Raw genomic sequence first — 19772 nt, 5'->3', positions numbered from 1 at the left:
ACCCTTTCCAATGGTAATCCTTACAAATAATCTTATCGGTATTTTCCTTCCTGTATTTTAACATTTTTACCGTGGATGAAACCCACTTGCTACTGCCCTTGAAAAGCAGTAAAGTATACAGTCGAAAGCAGCTGTTAGTAAATACTCCCCGGCATGACTCCTTTCGAATATATATTTCCGCTGGTGTCAGTAATAATCGGCTTGGCCGTAGCTGATCTTGCCAAAAGTGTACACCGCCTGTTGCGTAACCGAAAGAAAGTATACTGGGATTGGTTGCCCCTTACTACTGCCCTGCTTGTCCTTTTGACCGTACTTAATGTATGGTGGGGATTTTACAGCCTACGCGATGAAACCTACTATCAAAATTTAATCGGTTTCATTCCACTGGTTACACAATTGATTCTACTATTTTTTGTGAGTGCCGCCGTATTACCTGATAAGATCCAGAAGGAGGGACTTAACCTGCAACGTTTTTACAAAAAGAATAGTCCCTACTTTTGGTCGCTCTATGCTGCCTTCATATTTGTTATCATTACACAGCAATCAATATATCTAATAATCGCCGGAATAGATCCATTAACCAGTATTATAGACCAGATACCAAATATTCTTATTTTTTCGGTATTTATTTGCCTTGTCTTTATTCGAAGCAGACTGTTTCACGCTGTGGTTGTCATTGCTCTGTTTTTACTATTCATTACCAAATGGGCAGGTATGAACCTGGGAGCGATGTGACTCTATCGAGCTAAAGATATCAGGTATTAAGATCTGAAAATATCGAAATGCAACTTTCCAATAGGCAGATACCTTACGTTGAATCATTTTTATAAAGCTCTTGCACCAGAATATCTACACTATTCACGTCGTGTCCGGCTTCCCCTTCCCAATAACGAGAATGTGTCTGAAAGCCGATCAGCTTAACCCGGTTAAACCAACCGTAGTCTCTGAGTGATCTGTTCGGCCCCGACAAACGATTTGTATCCGGTGCTTTGGAAATTTCATCCCGAATCTATATTCGGGATGAAATTCAATACCGGAGGTTTCTCCCGTTTTTGAATCGATAAAATTGGAGCCAAAGACATCTGATTTCATATAAATATTGATCCATGCCCCGGGCGTACCCTCGTACTGCATCCGATTCTTGAAATACTCGGGCCAGTAGGTACTGATAAAATCGTAAGGAGTGCCAATTGTGGTCAAAGTATCTATCATTTTAAAGCGGGGTACCAGAGGACTATCATTGGGAAAAAGAGAATCAAGGGCGATAATAGATCCAAAACTGTAGGAGACCAGATGGATATTCTCGTAATCTGTAAATGATTCCCCTTCTTTCTCTGAAATATGTTCAAGCAGGGTGGCAAACTGTCCGCGTATTTTACCCCTTTTTTCATCTACTGACAAGTAATTTTCTGCAGCTGCCAGCTCCTTTCCCAGTTCGGAGATCATCTTCTTAAAATCATTTTTTGAGAACATCCCAACCCCTGCCAATACTACAACCAGCGATACAAATAAAGAGGGAAGCAGAGTCAAAAAGCGCCAAACTACATGGAAAAATCCGGAAGAGGGCTCTCCTGATGAGGTTGTGGTATCTTCTGCAACAGCCTTTACCTCATTTACAGAATCAGCCCCAACTATATTACCACCATTGTTACTCTTTATATTTTGGCTTATTTCAACCTGCTGGGGATTCTCAAATATGATACGCCCTTCACTGACTACTGAATAAAAGGCACCGGTAAGTATGACAAAGTAAAATGATACTATAAAAGCCATCAACCAGCCATAGAATACTTGCCCTTTCTCTAGGCTGGTCTTCCTGGTACTCCCGATCCCTTTAAAAAGTCGGGGAAACATTCCCAGACAGCTCCATAATATTGAAAGCAAATGAACAACGGGCTTTCGATTTTCTAAGGGGGAAAACAGTAAATCCCGATAATCCAGCTCATAAAGATCAGCAACGGGAGTATCATCGTCGCCCTTACGTGCAATAGTAAGGCGACGGGTATTAAATTCCCGGAACTCTTCTCTTGCCTCTTTTTTTACATAAAACTTGGTATGTCCCGACTCGGCATTACGATCAAACGCTCCCGCTAACCTGTTGGCCATTGCGCCTATGGAATCATTACCATGTTCCCTGCTCAGTGCCGGCACGTAAATGATGGCATCGCGCTTTTTTTCTGATTGATTCCCCATCTCATTGTGGCATATTTAATTCCATGGCTTTGTGTATAGGTTAAATAACGGGATATCTACCGTTATTGCTATTTGCCATCGCCAGACACTGCTCTCCGTTAAGGTCGTAGTTTCCGTTTCATCCGTTTCAAATTTTCGAAGCTGGGGCCCCAGCTGAGCTCCAGCCATCACAGTGAGAGGCACATTCCTAATATTATAGGCAGCATACGCTCCCGGAGCAATAATGTTTTCAAGCGTAAATTCCGGCAATTCCTCTACATCGTCCTGAGTTCGTATACTTGCTACAGCCCCTAAGTCAATAATACTAAGGAAAAGTGAAAATGAACTCTTGTTTTTTTCACTAAAACTAAAACTCCCACTAATTCCTATTGGTGCAAACATCCCAAAAGAATTAGGATGGAGCTTAAATTTCTCTTTTGACGTTAACATTTCACGCCCTAAAAAGCCCCCCAAATAGGCATTAATAGAGACATTAAATTGTGACCGTCTTTTAATGACTGAACTTCCTGCCGGTAAGACTACCGCTTTGATTGCCGCTTGTACCTGGTCGGAGTTTTCAGCTTGGGCTACATTGGCAATAAACAGTCCATACTTCAGTATCTTTGCACCCATTCTCTTATCAAGATAAATATGGTCTTCAAAGTAGGTCTCGAGTTTTTTGGTCAAGGCTTTTCTCTTACATTTATCATCCTCGAGATCGCTGAATCTGATGTCTCCGAAATAGGCATGTTCCTCCTTCAACAATTCAGTGATATCATTGTGCGCAGGTCCAGTACACTCTGCAATATTATTAATACAATGTTCGTAATCCTGTAACAACTCTTCGTGTACCCCATTAACGGTCTCTATTTTTGATCCGATTGCGTAATCATATATTTCCACAAAGTTGACTATAGCTAAAGCATAGTCTTTTTCATTAATATCTTTATAAACCTGCCCTCCTTTACGTGCTATACGGACATATTTTTCTATCTCTTTGCTAAAGTTTTTGAGATTTTTCTCCTCACCATACTTCAAATATATTTTTTTGACCTCTTGTAAACTTGCTTCAATAAAGTTAGGGATCGTCTCAAAAAAGCTATAATAATCATGATAATTCCGTTCACTCTTAGGAGTATCTTTCAGATTTTTAAAACTATTTTTAACCTCTGAAAAATGGGTTAGAAGGTTTTGATAGATTGCTTTAATTTCTTCACCACCTTTTTCTAGCTCACTAATCTTTTTAATAATTGTTGCAAAGTTGACCTTTTTTCCTTTTTCAGTTTCAAATGTAATATGCAATGATCGTTGGTAAAGCAATCCCAAAAATATGTCACGAGCAACTGCATCATTAAAAATATTATTTTCCAGTTCTTGGATAGTAGCATAGGCTCTTCCATCTGAAGAATCTCTGATGCTAGCTGAAAGCAAGGAAACCACTTGCAATGCATTCGCCAAATTCCCCGAAACCTTTTTAGCGCTCTCGTACTGCCCCAAACCATCAATCACATCAGCGGGATGTGTACCGTTCGTTAATTCTGATACTATTTGGGCAACTTCCAATCCGATTAATATAAATCCCAGATCCTCGTGTTTTGAAATCCATTTTTGGTATTTATCAGCCTCAACCAAATGCCCAATATTTGTGACAAAATTGGCAATATCTTTTTGGATTGTCTTCTTTAAGGCGCTGAGCATATTCGGATATTGCATCGGGTCTATCTGGTTTAAAAGATCTACTGTTGCCGGAAATAGTTTTTTCAACTCAACATTCTTATTGATCTCTTTTTTAAACCGCCTGAAAAAGGCAATACTTAACTCTTTATTTGCCCGCTCAACCAAAAACTTAGCAACTCCATCGGCAATGGTGGTTACATTGAATCCTCCTAGCGCTTCCATTGCACCTTTTCTTACTTGCGGTAACTTTTCTGGATCCAACAGATCACTGAATACATTGTTTTGCACATCTAAATCACGAAGACGTTTACTTAAAATGGGATTATGGTTCTCACTTTGAGAGTTCATAAATTCGTCTATAATCTCCTTCGGACCAAGACTGGTATCTGCTGCTATAGATTCCGGCAAATATGATCTTAGAATTTGTGTATAGACATATATCCCAGTAGTATCTGTACCAGTAAATTTACCTTGTTTAGCATATTCGCTTAAACGCTGAGTATCATGATAAATATTCTGGGCAACAGCATTGCTGCTTACTAATAAAATAAGTGCTATATATAGGTATCTCATGACAAATAGTTATTTAGTTGTTCCATTGCTTTTAACGGATTAATAATACCATGCCCGTATAGTGTTGGATCAGCCTGGGCAGGTTTATCCGCAGTACTACGTAGTATTTCTTTTAGCTTCGTTTTCTCTATCTCTTCTCCTTTTGAACGACAATAAGATAACATTAACCCGAGTACACCGGCCACAATAGGAGTAGCAAAGCTGGTACCTTGTGCCTTAAACAGCTCCTGAGAATTACTTGGCAGAACCGTTTTAATATCCTCACTCGGTGCTAATACATCTATATGATCTGACTTCGAAGACTCTGAATGTACTTTATTCTTTTTGTTTGCTCCCCCTACCGCAATAGTAGAATCAAAAGAGGCAGGATATTTATTACTAGTCCGATGACGAATTTTCAAGTTACCTACAGAACAAATAAGTAAGGTTTTGTCCAAACTGTTGATCGTTTGCTCAAATGTATCCGGCAATTTATTACGATAAAACGAGTAACTCATTACAACAAAATCAGCTCCCTCGTCCTTTAGTTCTTTTAACGCTTTTTCAAAAACTGCAGGGTCCTTTTGATCTCTATTGACCGTTTTACAAATAATAAATTTTGCCTTGGGTATAATTCCAATCATCTGATTACTGTAAGCAGCCAAAATGCTTGCTACTTGCGTTCCATGCCCGGTATCATCACTTATATTTCCATTGTCGGTGATATAATTTCTCTCCTTTATATCACAATTTTCAAACACATTACCTTTCCAAATACCTGAATCTAATATTCCGATAGTAACCTGTTCTCCCCTTATATTATATTGGTCCCATATTTGATCAATGCTATACTTTGTTTGCCACCAATCCCAAGCATGATCTACAGCTTTAAATTCAAGATCTTTTTCTTCTCGTTCTTCAAACCACCCGCTCCAGTAAAAGTCCCCATTTTTATCCCCGTACCACAGATCGTTTCCGTTAACTTCTTCGCCCTTCCACTCTTCTACAACCTTTATTTCAAAACCGGGGTAGAGTATTCCTTTCTTGTTTTCATCACCCTCCCGTTTTGGAACTCCGGTTCGAATAGGAATCTCTTCATCCGTCTTTAAAACCCGCGTGATATCTCTGATTTTTGTACCACTCATTTTCCCTATCCCGTTTTTTGTTTTTTAATCTCAGTCTTAATATTTACCACCTTCTTCAATATATCGAACCAGAACGGTGCTCCCATGCTAATGGCCAGGGCTGTAATCATCCAGCCAATAATAGAATACCACTTTAGTCCCCACCATGGCTTTTTTAGATCCCACCCAATGCCCAAGGTAGACATGGCCTGTTCAATCTGTTGCTCTTTCAATGTTATAAGCCTGTTATAGGCAGAATCTACAGCCACAACTTGTGGGTACTGTGCCTTCAGGGAATCTTGTGCTATGCGCTTTAAAGAATCATCCAGAGCGGTCTTGAATTTCGAGGTGGCAGTATCTTCTGGGAACAGCGCTGTTCGAATTTCATTACGGAGCCTCTTCCCATGCAAACTATCTATGACAGGAATAAATGATCTCCTGAGATCGTCCACGGTTTCTGACAGCATCGTTTTCCGGGAGATTGTTAGCACTGAATCATCAGAAGCCTTAAGCACAATTTGTCCATCTTCGTTTTCGTAGTCGTTAACGAATCCTTCGGCCTGTACCACCAATGCCTGCCTTGCCTCGGGATTATCAGCGAGGGTCTTGAAGATAGCTATGGAGTCGACATTAAAAGCAAGGGCTACAGCAAATCCCAAAGCGATTAAAACCCACCGAAGTTTTCGTTTATACCAATCCGATGCATAGCCCATCACCTTGTTGTACCAATCCTGCACCTCCTTCTCAAACTTGTCCAGATCCTCATCAACTTCTTCTGCAAGGGATGATAAATAGTTGAGTCCCACACTAGAATTTGTGTTCAGGCTCTTGAGGTATTCGGATATACTCTGCCCTTTTTCTTTCTCGTTTCTGATTGTCTGTATTAATGCTTTAGTAAAATCTTCGGGCGGAATTTCATCAGGCAACACCCCATGATGTTCTTTATGTGCAAAGGTTTCGGTACCAAAATTAACCTTCCCGGTTCTATGCAGAAATGTTTTTATTTTAGGATGTTCATAGATCTTATCTACCAGCTCAGAAGATACCATATTTTGAATAATCCCTTTTAGCTCGGTTCCCCGAATTTGTAGCAGGCTGGTTATGATCTCATTGATAATACTCACAAACAAACTGAAGAGCAGGTATACAAAAATCAATCCTATAACAATATTTAGTGCCTCTATCCCGAACATAACAACTTTTTTTAAATTAAACTCTCGACTTTATAGTCACTTCTTTTATACTATTCTCCTCTGCACTATTTTTTAATTAAGCGCTATTTTTTTGTAAAAGCAAGGAAACCAGTAACATATTATAGATGTGAATGGGATTGTTATAAATATGGCAAACAAAACCAGCCTCAATGAATTCCAATATTAACATGGTAAATAAAATGAATATCTACTTTTCCGGCTCCATCAGAGGAGGACGCCAAGATGCAAAAACCTACAACCAACTCATCGATGAACTTAAAAAATTCGGGGATGTATTAACCGAACATGTGGGATCCTCGGAAATAAGCAGTGAACCCACAGACCGTGAAATACACCGTCAAGATATGCAGTGGCTCAAAGAAGCTAATCTACTGATTGGTGAAGTCACGACCCCATCACATGGAGTTGGATATGAAATAGGTTATGCTGTTGCCATGGGCAAGCCGGTGTTCTGTTTGCATCAAAAAAAGGAAGAAAAAGCACTTTCAGCAATGCTTAACGGCGATCCCGCTATAAAGTGTTTTGAATATGCTGAGATTGAAGAAGCCAGGGCGATCATCCAAAATATATTCACTAACCTGCAATAAGAGGATGCAGGTATTTATTAATCCATACCTCTTAACCTTTGGAGTTAACAGCCATACCACAAATGATGTATTAGCTGCTACTTTCCAGTGATTCTATACATTTACTCAGATGTTTTACGGTTTGAGCAACTTCACCCTTAGTCAAATCCTGTGTCATTTCAGTTTCGATATCCTCTACAATCTCATGCCCGCTTTGTAGGATCTCCTCTCCGGATGATGTTAGCAGGGTGTTAATTTTCCTGCCATGAGTGGGGTCCGACTGCCGCCTGACATAGCTTTTCTCTTCGAGCCCTTTCACAATTTTGTGCATAGTTTGTGGCGTAACAAAGCATCGGCGGGCCAATTCAGCATTGGATAAACCTTCATCCTCTTCCAGGATACTTAACGCTGCATATTGGGGAGTTGTCAACCCTACAGTGTCCAGGGCCCCGTCCATCTGAAGCCGCAAAAGTTGTTGCGTTCGTTTTATAATATATCCCAATCGTTTATCAACCATATTATACTTGTTTTATCAGTATACTGATATTATATTGTCAGTGTACTGATAATATAAATTTAACTACACCCAATATCTATGACTACTATCACGTCTGATAACGATCTGTTTACCCTGATCAATGTATTTTATGTGGATCCTGAAAACCAACAAGAACTCATTGACCTTCTAATTGACGCGACAGAAGAAACGATGAAGAACCTTCCGGGTTTTAAATCAGCAAACATCCATGGTAGCTTTGATGGCAAACGCGTTATTAATTATGCCCAGTGGGAAAGCAAAGAACACTTCGAAAAAATGCTTTCCAATTCGGAGGCTATCCCACATATGAAGCAAGCAGAGGCACTGGTAAATGACTTTGAACCCATTCAAACAACCGTCAAGGATTCAATAGCTATATAACAAATGAACTATTGGATTATCGTTGCCTCTAAAGATCATGTGATAGCAGGACAACAAGGTGGATTTTGTCAGGCCTGCCATGGTAAAAAGTGGCCGCTGAAGAAAATGAGTTCGGGAGATGGTGTGTTATTTTATTCATCCAAAGAGACCTTTGGCAGCTCAACTCCTTACCAAAAGTTTACTGCCATAGGTAGAGTCAAAGGCGATAATATCTACAGAGTGCCCATGGGAGCTGACTTTCAACCCTACCGCAGAGATATAAAATTTATTGACTGCAGGGAAGCAAAAATACATCCCCTGTTAACAGAATTACACTTTGTTGAGAATCCTCAAAAATGGGGATACAAATTAATGAACGGATTTCTTAAGATTGATCGTCATGATTTTGAGCTGATATCAGCTAACATGACTAAATGAGAGAACCAAAAAGCAGCCCCTTAAATCTCATTTAACCAGTCAAAAGTAGATGACTCCCTATTGGGCAATAGCCACATATTGACTAAGCCTGTCGTGCTTTCTTGCTAATACGCCCGCTCAGGATGAGTCCTGCCCTCATATTTTGGCCGAGTAAATAGATATTAGTGCCGCCTGCGACAAGCTCAACGAGCTGAAGACTATAAAATAAGGTTCCGATAGAACCGGACTGGGCCAGCAAGTGTAGTGCCACAGCTGAAGGGATTAATACGGCAATTCCCAATATCATAATTCGCTTCATCCGTTTCTTTTTTTCTTGAACAATACTGGCCTTGCTTTTGCCACTCAGCTTATTGCCTGAGAATCCCGCGGCCGCCATAGCCGGCACCAAGGCCCCTATCCCATATACGATATACTGTTTTACAGCCTGGATGGAAGTGGGGTCTCCCAACAACTCTACGACTACCGTAGAAATAAAAAAGCTGAGAATTAATATAAGTGCGATTGTGCTACAAATGGCATGTAAAGTTACAATCATTGATCTGTTCATAAGAATATATATTTAGTTGCATGGACAACTATTTAAATAAAAAAAGTAGTTGTTCTATTCTGGTTTATCATTTAAACGGTGTCGGAACTTTTTCAATGTCTGTAACAGTTGATCAAGCTCCTGCTCATCAGCTATATCAAAGATGGTAGAAAAATGTCCCAATAATTTGCCCCTTACCTCCCCTCGTTTCGCTTTGGCCTGTTGTGTGGATTCAATGATATAAGCACGCCCGTCTTTGGGGTCCCGGCTTCGCTGGATCCACCCGTTACTTTCCATACGTGCCAGCATCCGCGATATGTTGTGCTTGTCCTTCAAGGTAAGGTGTGCTATATCGTTTTGGTTCAACGCTTCATCGGTAGACCACAGCGTCTGCATTACCTGCCACTGTTCGGGGGTAAGGTTATATTCCGAAAGTGCCTGCTGCAGTTCATTGCGAAACAGCAGTGCCACCCGGTAGATATTAAAACCGATGGCGTCGTCAAGTATGTCGGGTATCTGTTTAGCCATAACTTAGTTCTATATGTTGTAATTAATATATAGTTGTCTATGCAACTAATCAAGGAAGATAAATTATTTTCTTAGCAGAAGTGAATGCATTCAACGTTTTTATGTCTATCTATAAAACTTTTGATCTACAAAGAAGTTGAACTCTCGCATAAAAAATCAACATAGCACGAGCGGGACGCTGGTGCGACGAGTAAAATGGTAAAATAATCATCCTCCTGCCCCTCCTTTGCTTTCCGTAGGCACTCCCATCTGCAATACTTCCGCAATCAGGAGCTTGGCTTTTAGATCCTACGCGAATCGGAATCAGGAGATTACTTATATTTGATGAAATGCAAAAATATTCAGCCTTCGAATTGGCAGCAGAGTCCAAAGGAGACGTTTAGGTATTTCGTACCGGTACAGTTATAAGAAATTGGTTGCGATCTGCGATGGACCATCGAAATACCTGTCTTCTGCAGGGCGATGCTGTATGCCAATTCGTGGGCTTGATCTTTTGGTTCGTTTTGGACTGTGTCCGCCCATCGGCTGATCAAGCCAAAATGAACAGAACTCTCACTATAAAATTGATAGCCCCATCCCATTGAGGGACTTTTTCTCACCCTTTAGATCCTCTGCACATCTATGTCATCGGGCTTCGGGGAACTCTGCAAATCTATTCTGGGAAATTCGCTGTAGTACGGATAGCATTGCTTCTAATAACCTTTTGAAACTAACCTCGGTATTAGGGTTAAGAAGGTGCCAGGCATACGGATGTGATTTCTCACCACCTTGCCGGTAGTTCTAAATGACTCATGGCTTATTTTCTGCTCGTACACTATCGAGTTTGCCCTAAAAAACTGGTCGTGAAGATGTGGACAGCATGTCAGGCGCGGGACAAAAAGAATGGGCATGCTGCTACTCCTTTTGTTTCTGTTAATAAACCTATTTACATGACTGCCAGAAGGCTGTTTTACCATGCCCTTGTAAAACTCACGGAATCGCGAAGCATCTCGCTGGCACAGTGAATTATAAATCAATATAGTACGAGCAGGATGCTCGCACTACATTGATCAGTATAACCTCCGCTAGAAGGGAAAATAGAAATCCAATATTGTATTTCCATTTTCAGTAGTAACAATCAATATATTATATTTATTCAGTAATTGATTCCCTGGTTCGTTGTTTCAGCAGGTATCGGTCCAGTGCATATTTCCCGGCTCCTGATACAACCAGTGCGGCGGCCATCCCCAGTACAAGCAGGTGGTATTCGATCCCCTCCTGCCCGGCGTCCATTTGTCCAAACCAGTTCATAAAGAAACCATATTGCAGGTGTCCGCTAAAGATAATGCCCACAAATAAACCGATAACAGAAACTGAAATAGCCCGTACCCACAGTCCGGCTGCTAACATTATCGGTCCAAAAAACTCAATAACAATAACCAGAAAACCCACAATCCAGGGTAAACCGACCGTCCCGGTAAAATAGTCCATCGTACCGCTAAAGCCATATCCCCCGAACCAACCCAATAGCTTTTGCGCGCCGTGCGGAAATATTACAAGTGCCAGTACAAGTCGTATGATTACCGGTGACCATTTTTTATCGGATTTCAATATTCGTTCTATCATAATATGTACCTATGCTGTTTTAATTAGCGTAATAAAATTTTTCTTTTACAATTTTCCCGTCTTTCCACTCTTGTACCGAGACCTGTTTATAATTGCGGACGCCCCACTCTTCGTGGGTATAATCGAAGTGCCACTCTACCATCGTTACGCCTACGCCAACGGCCACTTTCAACGGCTCGGCCCCGCGGAATTCGGTAACCTTGCTATAAAACTCTTCTTCGCGAAGGCGGTTTGCTTCTTTACCAACGGTAGGCTCTTGCTCATTTGCCTGCATTATCACCTCTTCGGCATAATACTTGTTGAGCGCTTCCAGTCCTTTACCTTGTACCACCATCTCATTGAGTGCGTGTATTTTTTCTGATATAGAATTCATCTGCTTATCTCTTTTTATTGCTGTTTCAATAATCAGTAATAAGCTATCAGATAGAAGAGAAGCGCCCAATAAGCCAGGTTAAGATCTGATCTTGAACTAGTTCAAGATTTGGGGTTATTGCTGCGCGATGCGACGGCGGATCTTGCTCAAAAACTCGGGCGAAATACCAAGGTAGGAAGCGATCATATATTGCGGCACCCGCTTTTCGATATCGGGATACTGGTTGCGAAAATCGATATACCGTTTGCCGGCGTCTTTACTGTAAGATGCTACAATCCTTTTTTGTGATGCGATGTATGCTCGCTGCACAATCAAGCGAAAAAATCGTTCCAGCTTAGGTACGTTGGCATAAAGCGTTTGCAAATCCTCGTATTTAAACTGGATCAGTACCGAAGGTTCAATAGCATCGACGCTAAAATGGGCCGGCGACTGGGTAAGAAAGCTCTGCATGTCTGCAATCCACCAGTTTTCCACGGCAAACTGTATAATATGTTCATTGCCTTCTTCATCAAGATGATAACTACGCAAACATCCTTCTACTACAAAGTTTTCGTACCTGCAGATCTCATCCTGTTCGGCTACAAACTGTCGTTTTCGAACCTCTTTGATACGCGTCAACGATTTAAGTATCTCTACCTCTTCATCGGTGAGTGAAACATATTCATCAATATATTGCAGTAATGATTCGTAGGCCATAGCATGGATTTTAGTCAGTTGGAAAATAATATAATATCTACAACCCGGAAACAAAGGACAAAATGATGAACCTAATCCCTTTCTGAATTACTAATTATATGATATTCTGAGTTCAAGTAATAAGTGCAACATAAAGAAATCCCCCGAGCACTCCCTGGGGGCTTCGGCCAAGCGGCTTATATCATTTTAGTACCGCCTAAACCACTAAGATCAGCTAGCTGGTGGACACCGTGCTTTAGGGATCACTCGTAAATCACCTTCGACCATTTACCCCGATGGGGTACTTCGTCTGGCGGCTGGGGTTGCCGTCCAGCGAATATAAAGAGCAAGGTGTGGGAGTGTAAAGTTGGAAGTGTTATGTTTTAAATGGCCCCAGATCATGGAACAAGCAACAACGGTTCCCCCTTTGGGCAGAATAAGCTGAAAAGCAACGGATGATGTCGGAAGGGGGGCTTGGGGGATGTTATCATGTATCTGGTTATAGGAATCCAAGGCTTCCATTTTGAAAAGCAGAAAATGCAATGGCACCCCGAGTATGGCATAGTAATGTTGAGAAATTGGTGTTGTGCCGTTGTATGTTTACGATGCCCGTTCTTTCAGCCGTTTTCTGACCCACCCTTGTTCCCTCCCTAACGATTTAGGGAGGGAAACTCCTTTTCGCAGCAAAAGCACTGTCATCCAAAGAACTCCCATCCCTCGTCTGGCGGCTGGGGACGCCGTCCAGCGAATATAAAGAGCAAGGCTGTCAATCCCTGGATTGACAGTTATCCAGTATCCAATCTCTCTCAAAACGATAAAGCCTTTGCCCGTCATCAAATCTCAAACCACTGCGCTGTTGCATTAATCACGTGGACACGGCTATAAAAAAAGCGGATACCCATTGCTGAGTATCCGCTTATAATTTCCTTCGAGAAAAAACAGAAGTTATGCTACTTTTACATGCACTTTCTTCCCTTTCACTCTGTTGTGATCCATTCCTTTAATCACCTGCTTCACATACTTTCCGGGCACATCAACAAATGAGTGCTTGGGGAAAATATCGATATTACCGATTACTTTACCGGGAATGCCTGATTCTCCTGCAATAGCGCCAACCAAGTCACCGGGGTAAACATTATTCTTTTTACCCACGTTAAAGTATACCTTGATCATCTCTGAATCGTTATACTCACGCGACGACTGCTGGCCATTTTCTTTGGGCTCTTCTGAAGCAGTATTCATTTTGAGTAAGGCTGCAGCAATTTCAATAGTGGTGAAACGATCATCCACAAAACTTTCGATCTGCTCGATATAATCACGCAGATCTCCTTTTTCGAGTACCTCTACCATCTCTTCCATCATGCCGTCGAGCTTCGAAATTCGAACATCGGCAGGCGTTGGCATCTCCAATGGATTTAACTTCGTTTTTATCTGCTTTTCAATAGCACGAATCTGCTTACGCTTATTTCGTGTCGTAAATGTGATCGCCATTCCTGAGCGTCCGGCTCGGCCTGTTCGCCCGATACGGTGTACATAATACTCGGGATCTTGCGGGATATCGTAATTGAACACAGCTTCGATATCATCAATATCGAGTCCGCGAGCAGCAACATCGGTCCCTACCAACACATCAATCGCGCCGGAACGAAATTTCGCCATCACCCTGTCGCGCTGATTTTGGTTAAGATCACCATTAATAAAGTCGGAAGAATATCCCCGTGATTGTAGCTGACGCGTTACTTTTTCCGTTTTTCGCTTGGTATTACAGAACACCAGTGCCAGTGCAAAGCCGTTGATATCCAGGAAACGACAAATGGCTTCCGTACGGACAGAATCTCGTACTTCAACTTTATATTGTTCAATATTGGGCGCAGTCATCTTTTTACGCTCAATAGCTATGGTTTGCGGATTATCCATATACCGCTTCATAATCTTCTTAATGCCTTTTGACATCGTAGCAGAAAACATGATCGTCTGTACAGGACCGTCGGAATATGAAAGAATCTGCTCCATATCATCACGGAATCCCATATTCAACATCTCGTCTGCTTCATCAAAAACAACACGCTTCAGGTTATTGAGCTTCATGGTACCGCGGCGCAAGTGATCAATAGTACGTCCGGGTGTTCCCACAACGATATGTGCACCGCGCTTCAGGGCTTTAATCTGTCGTGAAATAGACTGCCCACCATAAATAGGTATAACATTTAACCCATCAAGGTGCTTTCCAATCTTAATGAGTTCGCCGGTAACCTGTATAGCCAGTTCACGGGTAGGGCACATAATGATGGTCTGTACTTCTTTTATAGATACATCGGTCTGCTGCACCACTGGAATACCAAAAGCAGCTGTTTTCCCGGTCCCGGTCTGTGCTTGCCCAACAACGTCTTTTTTCTCTAAAAGGGCAGGAATACATTTTTCCTGAACGGGGGTAGGTTTCTCAAAACCCATACCTTCCAGTCCTTTGAGAATTGGTTCTGTTAAATTTAAATCGCTAAAATTCGAATCTGTCATATAGATAAATAAATTGAGTATTGTATAATTACCTGACGCTACAACATGTACCTTTAGTACCAGCATGCTAAGCTGCCATCCTAAAACCGTACATAACTTGAGGCGCCGACAGACCTGAGAAGGGATGTGAGAACCTGTTTAAACGAATAGGTGGGATAAAGTAACACCAGAACGGGGCAAAGATACGGATAATTACGCACACTACATATTTTTATTCTACTTATATCCTACACCACATACAGAAGCAGTTTAATATTTTCAATTTATACAGATAAAGTATATATAGATGTACTAATGTTAGGTGTAACGGGGATTTAGATATAAAACATCATGGGACAACAACTCTTACTCATCATTCTTGTTGTCATTATTGTGGGGCTCGGAACTATTGTAGCTATCGACACAATGAGCGAGAGTAGAGTCGATTCTAGAAAATCTGCTATTCGACAAGATATTCTGATGATCGTAAATGACGCCCAAACCTACTATGCAAAACCGGAAGCTATAGGAGGCGGGGGAAATTCATTTGATAATATCTCCAATTCTCACATCCGTTCCATTAAACCTTCCAATGAAAACGGCAACTATCAGGTATCGGGATCAGCTTCTAGCCTTACCGTCGTTGGCATTGGTACTAAGAATAAGATAAAGCTTATTGCCACGGCTACAGTTAACCAAGATGGTATGCAGATAAGCTGGGCAGACTCAACGCAGTAAGAACAGATTATTCATCGACCACAGCTGATGATGAAGCAATATTATTCTGGGTATCCCCTTCCGATTCTTTTAATACCCGGGCTTGTTCGGCCGGACTGGCGAAAAGAATGAACAGCCAATCTCTCCATCCGTCGGCCTCTTTTAAATCTTTCCAAATCGCAATAAACTCATGAAATACCAGGTACACCGGGTTATACGATTCCGGCGGCTTCGTAATGCCATAATTGGGGGTATTAAGTTCAGGTTGGAAGGTCCCAAACATGCGATCCCAGATAATAAATGTAGAACCGTAGTTTTTATCTAGGTAGTGATCATCTTTAGCGTGGTGCACACGATGATGCGAAGGGGTAGTAAAGAAAAACTCTATCGGACGCGGGAGCTTATCAATAAGTTCGGTATGAATCCAAAACTGGTAAAGCACTGCGATCTGATGACAGATAAAAAATGCAACGGGATGAAATCCGGCCATGGCCACCGGTAAAAAGAAGACTACCTTAAATCCTTGTACCCAGGACAGTCGAAAGGATACCGAAAAGTTATACTCTTCTGAGGAGTGATGGGGAACATGAGTAGCCCACCATATACGTTGCTCGTGTGCTATGCGATGTGCCCAATACCTGCAAAAATCCAACAGAATAAAACACAATACATACGACCACCAAGTATGCGGTACCCGCCATGGAACCATATTATAAAAGAATAGCACCAAGGCAAAGATACTCAACTTTGTTGCTGAGCTTACAATAATATTACCTACTCCTATTGCCGTAGATGCCCAAAAATCTTTGCTATCATAGAGATCCCATTTTCTCCAGGCACTCAATCCCCATTCAATAAACACAAGAGCAAACATTACCGGGGCCGCATAAATAATGATCGGCGGTAGTCCCATATCCATAAGCTCCTGAATAGTAATAAGTTCTGGCATAGCAACAATTTTTATCCTGAATATTGAAACCAAACATATTATTTCTATACATCAGTTGAAAATATATTACCGATGCAGTACTACTGAACAAATAGTCAGGATAATCGTTCTCAAATTTAAGTTCTAATATAGAAAGAACCGGGGAATCCGGCACAGGGATTCCCCGTAAAAATGAGATAAGCTAACGCTATACTTCTTCTCTTACGTTAAGTTTTTGTTTTTCCGGTTTTACTGTAAGTACTGGTATGGACAGATGTTGTGAGACTTTCTCTGTGGTTGAACCCAAAAAGAAATGTGCCAAGCCACTATGGCCGTGGGTAGTCATAACCACCATATCGGCATTTTCGCTGGCATAATCTTCAATAGCAAGATGAGCCGATACTCCTTTATCTATAACCGTTTTTAGGTGAACAGAGCGGTTAGAAGCACCGTGTGAAATCACCAACTGATCTTCGAAGTCATCTTTATGTCGATTGATCGATACTTCATCATTATCGGCCAGGTACGATTCCAAGCTATCTATAAGTGCAGTATAAATATTACTTTCATCTGATTGTTGTGGACTCCCTATCACATCCTGCATCGGGCTCCCATACAATTCTATAGCATGAAAAAGAGTGAGCTCGGCATCATAAATTTCAGCCAGAGATAATGCAATGGGTAGTGCAGAAAAAGAGATATCAGACCCATCTGTTGGTACGAGTATCCGGCCCAACCCCTCAATTCCCAAACTATCATCAACCGTAAAGACCGGCACCTGTGAATGGCGAATAATCTTTTCGGTGGTAGAACCTCGCAACAGGGGCGTTCCATGGCCTCCTTTTGAGGCCATAATAATCAGATCATATTCGCCTTCATTCGCAACTTCACAAATCTTTGACGATGCTCTTCTGTGAATGGGTCGAAGCAGCTCTCCCCTGTACTCTTCAGCAATATTCATCTGCATCTGCTCAGTGAGTTTTTCTGAAGTCTGTTCCTGAATTTTAGGATAAATATCCGAATCCATACTAATAGGAGCTCCCAATTGTGAAATACTGTCATTAAAGTACTTCAGGGTGGGGATTACATGGATTAGGTCGATTTGCGCACCAAAACTCTCAGCTATCTGCTGTGCATGCTGGTACGCAATTACCGAGTTAACTGAAAAATCTGTCGGGACTAATATTTTATTGATTTTCTTCATGATGACACCGTTTTAATAGTTTTTTTATAAAAAAGACAATTTAGTCTCTTTTCCTTACTGAAGGTTATCCTTTAGCTCGTACATAATCAAGCCCAAGTACCATCAAAAGTCCAATAAAAACACCTATCACCCCATCCCAAAAATGAGCCGTATTTGCCCCCTTAACGGTAGCATACGGCACAAATGGATCGCTCTTAATCAACTTCTTTTTAATCGTAAGCAGTTCAATTTTTTTAAGCTTATTAAATGTTGCGTCAGGATTTATTACTTCGCCCAGTCTATGAAATTCAGGGCGCTTTTCGGAGGGCGGATTATTACGCAGTTCAACAGCTTTAGGACTCATATATTCAACCACCGTTTTCTTACTGACAATCTCTTTATACGTTCTATTTTGATATGGCCAAATAACATATAACGAGCCAATCAAAAAACCTATAAGCACTGCAAGTGTTTTGGCCTCATATCGTTTCAACAACCAGGAAAGAAGCCGTGAGAAAAGCATCAATCCACAAATGGCCCCTACCACAAAGGGTAATAAAGCCAGTAAGGCTGTAGTCGTATCTACCGTTCCAAGACTCCCAATCTGGCTTAGGATATAATCATACTTTCTAAGAATCAGCAAAATATAGGAGCCCGAGATACCCGGCAAAATCATGGCACAGATAGCAACAGATCCACTTAGAAAAACATACAGTGGTGAATCGGGGGTATCGGCCGGCACCAATGTTACTACCCAAAAGCCGATGACCGCTCCAATCAATATCATCAGCCCATGAATCCAGCCAAAGTTCTCAATTGCTTTGGTGAGAATGACTATAGAGCCGACGATCAATCCAAAGAAGAGACCAAAAATAAGCTCCGGATCGGTAAACATATATATCTGAAGCGGAACTACCTTGGTGAAGAAGAGTACTGCTGCAAACATCCCAGCCAACAGTACACCCATAAAACGCCAATCCACACCTTCAAAAGCTTTCTTCAGTTTGAAGGTAAACAGGTGTTTAAAAAAATGAGTGTCAAAACTTTTTATGGCATTAATGAGACGGGTATAGATACCTACAATCAGCGCCATTGTGCCCCCACTTACGCCGGGAACAATATCGGCTGAGCCCATTAAAAAGCCTTTAAGTAATAGAAAGGGATATTCTTTCCAGGATGTAGAATCAGAGTTGGAATCGGGCTGGTCAGTTTTAGACAAGGGAAATTGGAAATTAGGAATTAAGAATTAGGAATTAGGAATTGAGAATTAGGAATTGAGTATTCGTGTCCGTGCAAAGATATAGCAAGAAGTGCATTTTTTCATTGATCATTTTTAATTCCCAATTACTTCTGCCAGCCTTTTTTTCCAATGAGGGGCACAAATTTAAAATCGCTGTAGTGTTCCTCCTCGTACTCATCTTTACGAATTTTTATGATACGAATCATCTCTTGCCGTTTTTCATCACCCACAGGAACAACCAATCGTCCGTTAATTGCTAATTGCTCTACCAGGTCGTCGGGCACAACAGGAGCCCCTGCGGTAACAACAATAGCATCATAAGGGGCATAAGCCGACCACCCTAATGTGCCGTCGCCCAGCTTAGCACGTACCGAATAACCGAGCTCTTTTAACGTAGATCGTGCTTTTTCATACAGTTTTTTATGGCGCTCAACAGTATACACTTCGGCTCCCAGCTCGCACAATATTGAGGCCTGGTATCCCGAACCGGTTCCTATCTCTAAAACCTTTTCTCCGGGTTTAACTTCCAGCAATTCAGTCTGACTGGCAACGGTAAATGGCTGCGAAATGGTTTGTTCTTTACCTATTGGCAAAGCCGTATCTTTGTATGCCCGATCTTGGAGGGCGGTATCCACAAAAATATGACGCGGCACTATACTAAAGGCTTCCAATACCCGCGGATCTTCAATACCTTTATCAGCCAACGTTTCTACCAAGCGCTCGCGGCGTCGTTTAAATTTTGGATTATTAGCTCCGGATCCCCAATTCACCATAGTTAATCAGTATTCTAGCGACCAATTAGCGTTATTTTATAACATAAGGAACTTGTAACAATAAAATCGATTTTTATTGTATCTATTAGT

The 19772-nt window shown here is 41.4% G+C and carries 20 protein-coding genes; 5 read left to right on the top strand and 15 right to left on the bottom strand.

Features of this window, described 5'->3' with window-relative positions; genetic code table 11:
* Positions 1-153: 153 nt before the first annotated feature.
* A complete protein-coding gene (locus G3569_RS14205) occupies positions 154-735 on the top strand; it encodes a hypothetical protein (protein WP_165270312.1) in 582 nt (193 codons plus the stop codon).
* Between the two features lie 177 nt (positions 736-912).
* Here the strand turns inward: G3569_RS14205 and G3569_RS14200 are convergent, their stop codons facing one another.
* From G3569_RS14200 to G3569_RS14185, 4 genes are read right to left on the bottom strand one after another with little or no spacing between them, the layout of a single operon-like run.
* Positions 913-2193: a hypothetical protein gene (locus G3569_RS14200; protein ID WP_165270310.1), complete on the bottom strand. Its 1281-nt coding sequence runs from the start codon at positions 2191-2193 to the stop codon at positions 913-915.
* A 15-nt stretch (positions 2194-2208) separates the two neighbouring features.
* Entirely contained in the window at positions 2209-4422 is a 2214-nt protein-coding gene (locus tag G3569_RS14195) for a hypothetical protein (protein WP_165270308.1), read from the bottom strand.
* Entirely contained in the window at positions 4419-5546 is a 1128-nt protein-coding gene (locus G3569_RS14190) for a S8 family peptidase (protein WP_165270306.1), read from the bottom strand. The genes G3569_RS14195 and G3569_RS14190 overlap by 4 nt, the downstream gene beginning before the upstream one ends.
* A 5-nt stretch (positions 5547-5551) precedes the next feature.
* Positions 5552-6718: an MMPL family transporter gene (locus G3569_RS14185; RefSeq protein ID WP_165270304.1), complete on the bottom strand. Its 1167-nt coding sequence runs from the start codon at positions 6716-6718 to the stop codon at positions 5552-5554.
* Between the two features lie 170 nt (positions 6719-6888).
* On the opposite strand from G3569_RS14185, the gene G3569_RS14180 reads away from it, so the two are divergent.
* A complete protein-coding gene (locus tag G3569_RS14180) occupies positions 6889-7326 on the top strand; it encodes a nucleoside 2-deoxyribosyltransferase (protein ID WP_205720218.1) in 438 nt (145 codons plus the stop codon).
* 70 nt (positions 7327-7396) lie between these two features.
* Here the strand turns inward: G3569_RS14180 and G3569_RS14175 are convergent, their stop codons facing one another.
* Positions 7397-7822, bottom strand: coding sequence for a MarR family winged helix-turn-helix transcriptional regulator (locus G3569_RS14175; protein ID WP_165270302.1), 426 nt, complete (start codon positions 7820-7822; stop codon positions 7397-7399).
* Positions 7823-7900: 78 nt separating this feature from the next.
* On the opposite strand from G3569_RS14175, the gene G3569_RS14170 reads away from it, so the two are divergent.
* Both G3569_RS14170 and G3569_RS14165 read left to right on the top strand, forming a co-directional pair.
* Positions 7901-8224 carry an antibiotic biosynthesis monooxygenase family protein gene (locus G3569_RS14170; protein ID WP_165270300.1) on the top strand — a complete coding sequence of 108 codons (324 nt, stop codon included), beginning with the start codon at positions 7901-7903 and terminating at the stop codon, positions 8222-8224.
* Between the two features lie 3 nt (positions 8225-8227).
* Positions 8228-8641, top strand: a complete 414-nt coding sequence (locus tag G3569_RS14165; protein ID WP_165270298.1) for an EVE domain-containing protein — start codon at positions 8228-8230, stop codon at positions 8639-8641.
* Between the two features lie 82 nt (positions 8642-8723).
* Here G3569_RS14165 and G3569_RS14160 read toward each other — a convergent pair whose 3' ends face one another.
* The 6 genes from G3569_RS14160 to G3569_RS14135 form a co-directional block, all read right to left on the bottom strand.
* Positions 8724-9188: a hypothetical protein gene (locus tag G3569_RS14160; RefSeq protein ID WP_205720217.1), complete on the bottom strand. Its 465-nt coding sequence runs from the start codon at positions 9186-9188 to the stop codon at positions 8724-8726.
* A 54-nt stretch (positions 9189-9242) separates the two neighbouring features.
* Positions 9243-9695 (bottom strand): MarR family winged helix-turn-helix transcriptional regulator, encoded by a 453-nt coding sequence (locus G3569_RS14155; protein WP_165270296.1) that lies wholly within the window; start codon positions 9693-9695, stop codon positions 9243-9245.
* A gap of 1131 nt (positions 9696-10826) precedes the next feature.
* Positions 10827-11300 carry a DoxX family protein gene (locus tag G3569_RS14150; RefSeq protein ID WP_165270294.1) on the bottom strand — a complete coding sequence of 158 codons (474 nt, stop codon included), beginning with the start codon at positions 11298-11300 and terminating at the stop codon, positions 10827-10829.
* Positions 11301-11319: 19 nt separating this feature from the next.
* Positions 11320-11673: an ester cyclase gene (locus G3569_RS14145; RefSeq protein WP_165270292.1), complete on the bottom strand. Its 354-nt coding sequence runs from the start codon at positions 11671-11673 to the stop codon at positions 11320-11322.
* A gap of 114 nt (positions 11674-11787) precedes the next feature.
* Positions 11788-12369 (bottom strand): Crp/Fnr family transcriptional regulator, encoded by a 582-nt coding sequence (locus G3569_RS14140; protein ID WP_165270290.1) that lies wholly within the window; start codon positions 12367-12369, stop codon positions 11788-11790.
* 924 nt (positions 12370-13293) lie between these two features.
* A complete protein-coding gene (locus G3569_RS14135) occupies positions 13294-14862 on the bottom strand; it encodes a DEAD/DEAH box helicase (protein WP_165270288.1) in 1569 nt (522 codons plus the stop codon).
* Positions 14863-15192: 330 nt separating this feature from the next.
* On the opposite strand from G3569_RS14135, the gene G3569_RS14130 reads away from it, so the two are divergent.
* Positions 15193-15579 carry a hypothetical protein gene (locus G3569_RS14130; RefSeq protein WP_165270286.1) on the top strand — a complete coding sequence of 129 codons (387 nt, stop codon included), beginning with the start codon at positions 15193-15195 and terminating at the stop codon, positions 15577-15579.
* Between the two features lie 7 nt (positions 15580-15586).
* Here G3569_RS14130 and G3569_RS14125 read toward each other — a convergent pair whose 3' ends face one another.
* From G3569_RS14125 to G3569_RS14110, 4 genes are all read right to left on the bottom strand, one after another.
* Complete coding sequence (locus G3569_RS14125) at positions 15587-16507, bottom strand: sterol desaturase family protein (protein ID WP_165270284.1); 921 nt, start codon at positions 16505-16507, stop codon at positions 15587-15589.
* A 187-nt stretch (positions 16508-16694) separates the two neighbouring features.
* Complete coding sequence (locus tag G3569_RS14120; protein ID WP_165270282.1) at positions 16695-17690, bottom strand: universal stress protein; 996 nt, start codon at positions 17688-17690, stop codon at positions 16695-16697.
* Between the two features lie 64 nt (positions 17691-17754).
* The gene (locus G3569_RS14115; protein WP_240894729.1) at positions 17755-18888 is read right to left on the bottom strand and encodes a DUF368 domain-containing protein; all 1134 of its coding nucleotides are present in this window, start codon (positions 18886-18888) and stop codon (positions 17755-17757) included.
* A 125-nt stretch (positions 18889-19013) separates the two neighbouring features.
* On the bottom strand, positions 19014-19682 hold the full coding sequence (locus G3569_RS14110) for a protein-L-isoaspartate(D-aspartate) O-methyltransferase (protein WP_165270280.1): 669 nt from the start codon (positions 19680-19682) through the stop codon (positions 19014-19016).
* Positions 19683-19772: the final 90 nt, after the last annotated feature.

The sequence above is a fragment of the Fodinibius halophilus genome, assembly GCF_011059105.1.
GTDB classification, from domain to species: Bacteria; Bacteroidota; Rhodothermia; order Balneolales; family Balneolaceae; genus Fodinibius; species Fodinibius halophilus.
The sequence above is the reverse complement of the archived record's forward strand: the minus strand, read 5'-3'. Positions and strand labels throughout refer to the sequence as shown.

Coding starts and splice junctions, on each gene's coding strand:
- G3569_RS14165 (WP_165270298.1), top strand. CDS start 8,228: ATGAACTATTGGATTATCGTTGCCTCTAAAGATCATGTGATAGCAGGA.
- G3569_RS14155 (WP_165270296.1), bottom strand. CDS start 9,695: ATGGCTAAACAGATACCCGACATACTTGACGACGCCATCGGTTTTAAT.
- G3569_RS14125 (WP_165270284.1), bottom strand. CDS start 16,507: ATGCCAGAACTTATTACTATTCAGGAGCTTATGGATATGGGACTACCG.
- G3569_RS14200 (WP_165270310.1), bottom strand. CDS start 2,193: ATGGGGAATCAATCAGAAAAAAAGCGCGATGCCATCATTTACGTGCCG.
- G3569_RS14160 (WP_205720217.1), bottom strand. CDS start 9,188: ATGAACAGATCAATGATTGTAACTTTACATGCCATTTGTAGCACAATC.
- G3569_RS14110 (WP_165270280.1), bottom strand. CDS start 19,682: ATGGTGAATTGGGGATCCGGAGCTAATAATCCAAAATTTAAACGACGC.
- G3569_RS14190 (WP_165270306.1), bottom strand. CDS start 5,546: ATGAGTGGTACAAAAATCAGAGATATCACGCGGGTTTTAAAGACGGAT.
- G3569_RS14175 (WP_165270302.1), bottom strand. CDS start 7,822: ATGGTTGATAAACGATTGGGATATATTATAAAACGAACGCAACAACTT.
- G3569_RS14150 (WP_165270294.1), bottom strand. CDS start 11,300: ATGATAGAACGAATATTGAAATCCGATAAAAAATGGTCACCGGTAATC.
- G3569_RS14140 (WP_165270290.1), bottom strand. CDS start 12,369: ATGGCCTACGAATCATTACTGCAATATATTGATGAATATGTTTCACTC.
- G3569_RS14120 (WP_165270282.1), bottom strand. CDS start 17,690: ATGAAGAAAATCAATAAAATATTAGTCCCGACAGATTTTTCAGTTAAC.
- G3569_RS14205 (WP_165270312.1), top strand. CDS start 154: ATGACTCCTTTCGAATATATATTTCCGCTGGTGTCAGTAATAATCGGC.
- G3569_RS14130 (WP_165270286.1), top strand. CDS start 15,193: ATGGGACAACAACTCTTACTCATCATTCTTGTTGTCATTATTGTGGGG.
- G3569_RS14145 (WP_165270292.1), bottom strand. CDS start 11,673: ATGAATTCTATATCAGAAAAAATACACGCACTCAATGAGATGGTGGTA.
- G3569_RS14185 (WP_165270304.1), bottom strand. CDS start 6,718: ATGTTCGGGATAGAGGCACTAAATATTGTTATAGGATTGATTTTTGTA.
- G3569_RS14170 (WP_165270300.1), top strand. CDS start 7,901: ATGACTACTATCACGTCTGATAACGATCTGTTTACCCTGATCAATGTA.
- G3569_RS14180 (WP_205720218.1), top strand. CDS start 6,889: ATGAATTCCAATATTAACATGGTAAATAAAATGAATATCTACTTTTCC.
- G3569_RS14195 (WP_165270308.1), bottom strand. CDS start 4,422: ATGAGATACCTATATATAGCACTTATTTTATTAGTAAGCAGCAATGCT.
- G3569_RS14135 (WP_165270288.1), bottom strand. CDS start 14,862: ATGACAGATTCGAATTTTAGCGATTTAAATTTAACAGAACCAATTCTC.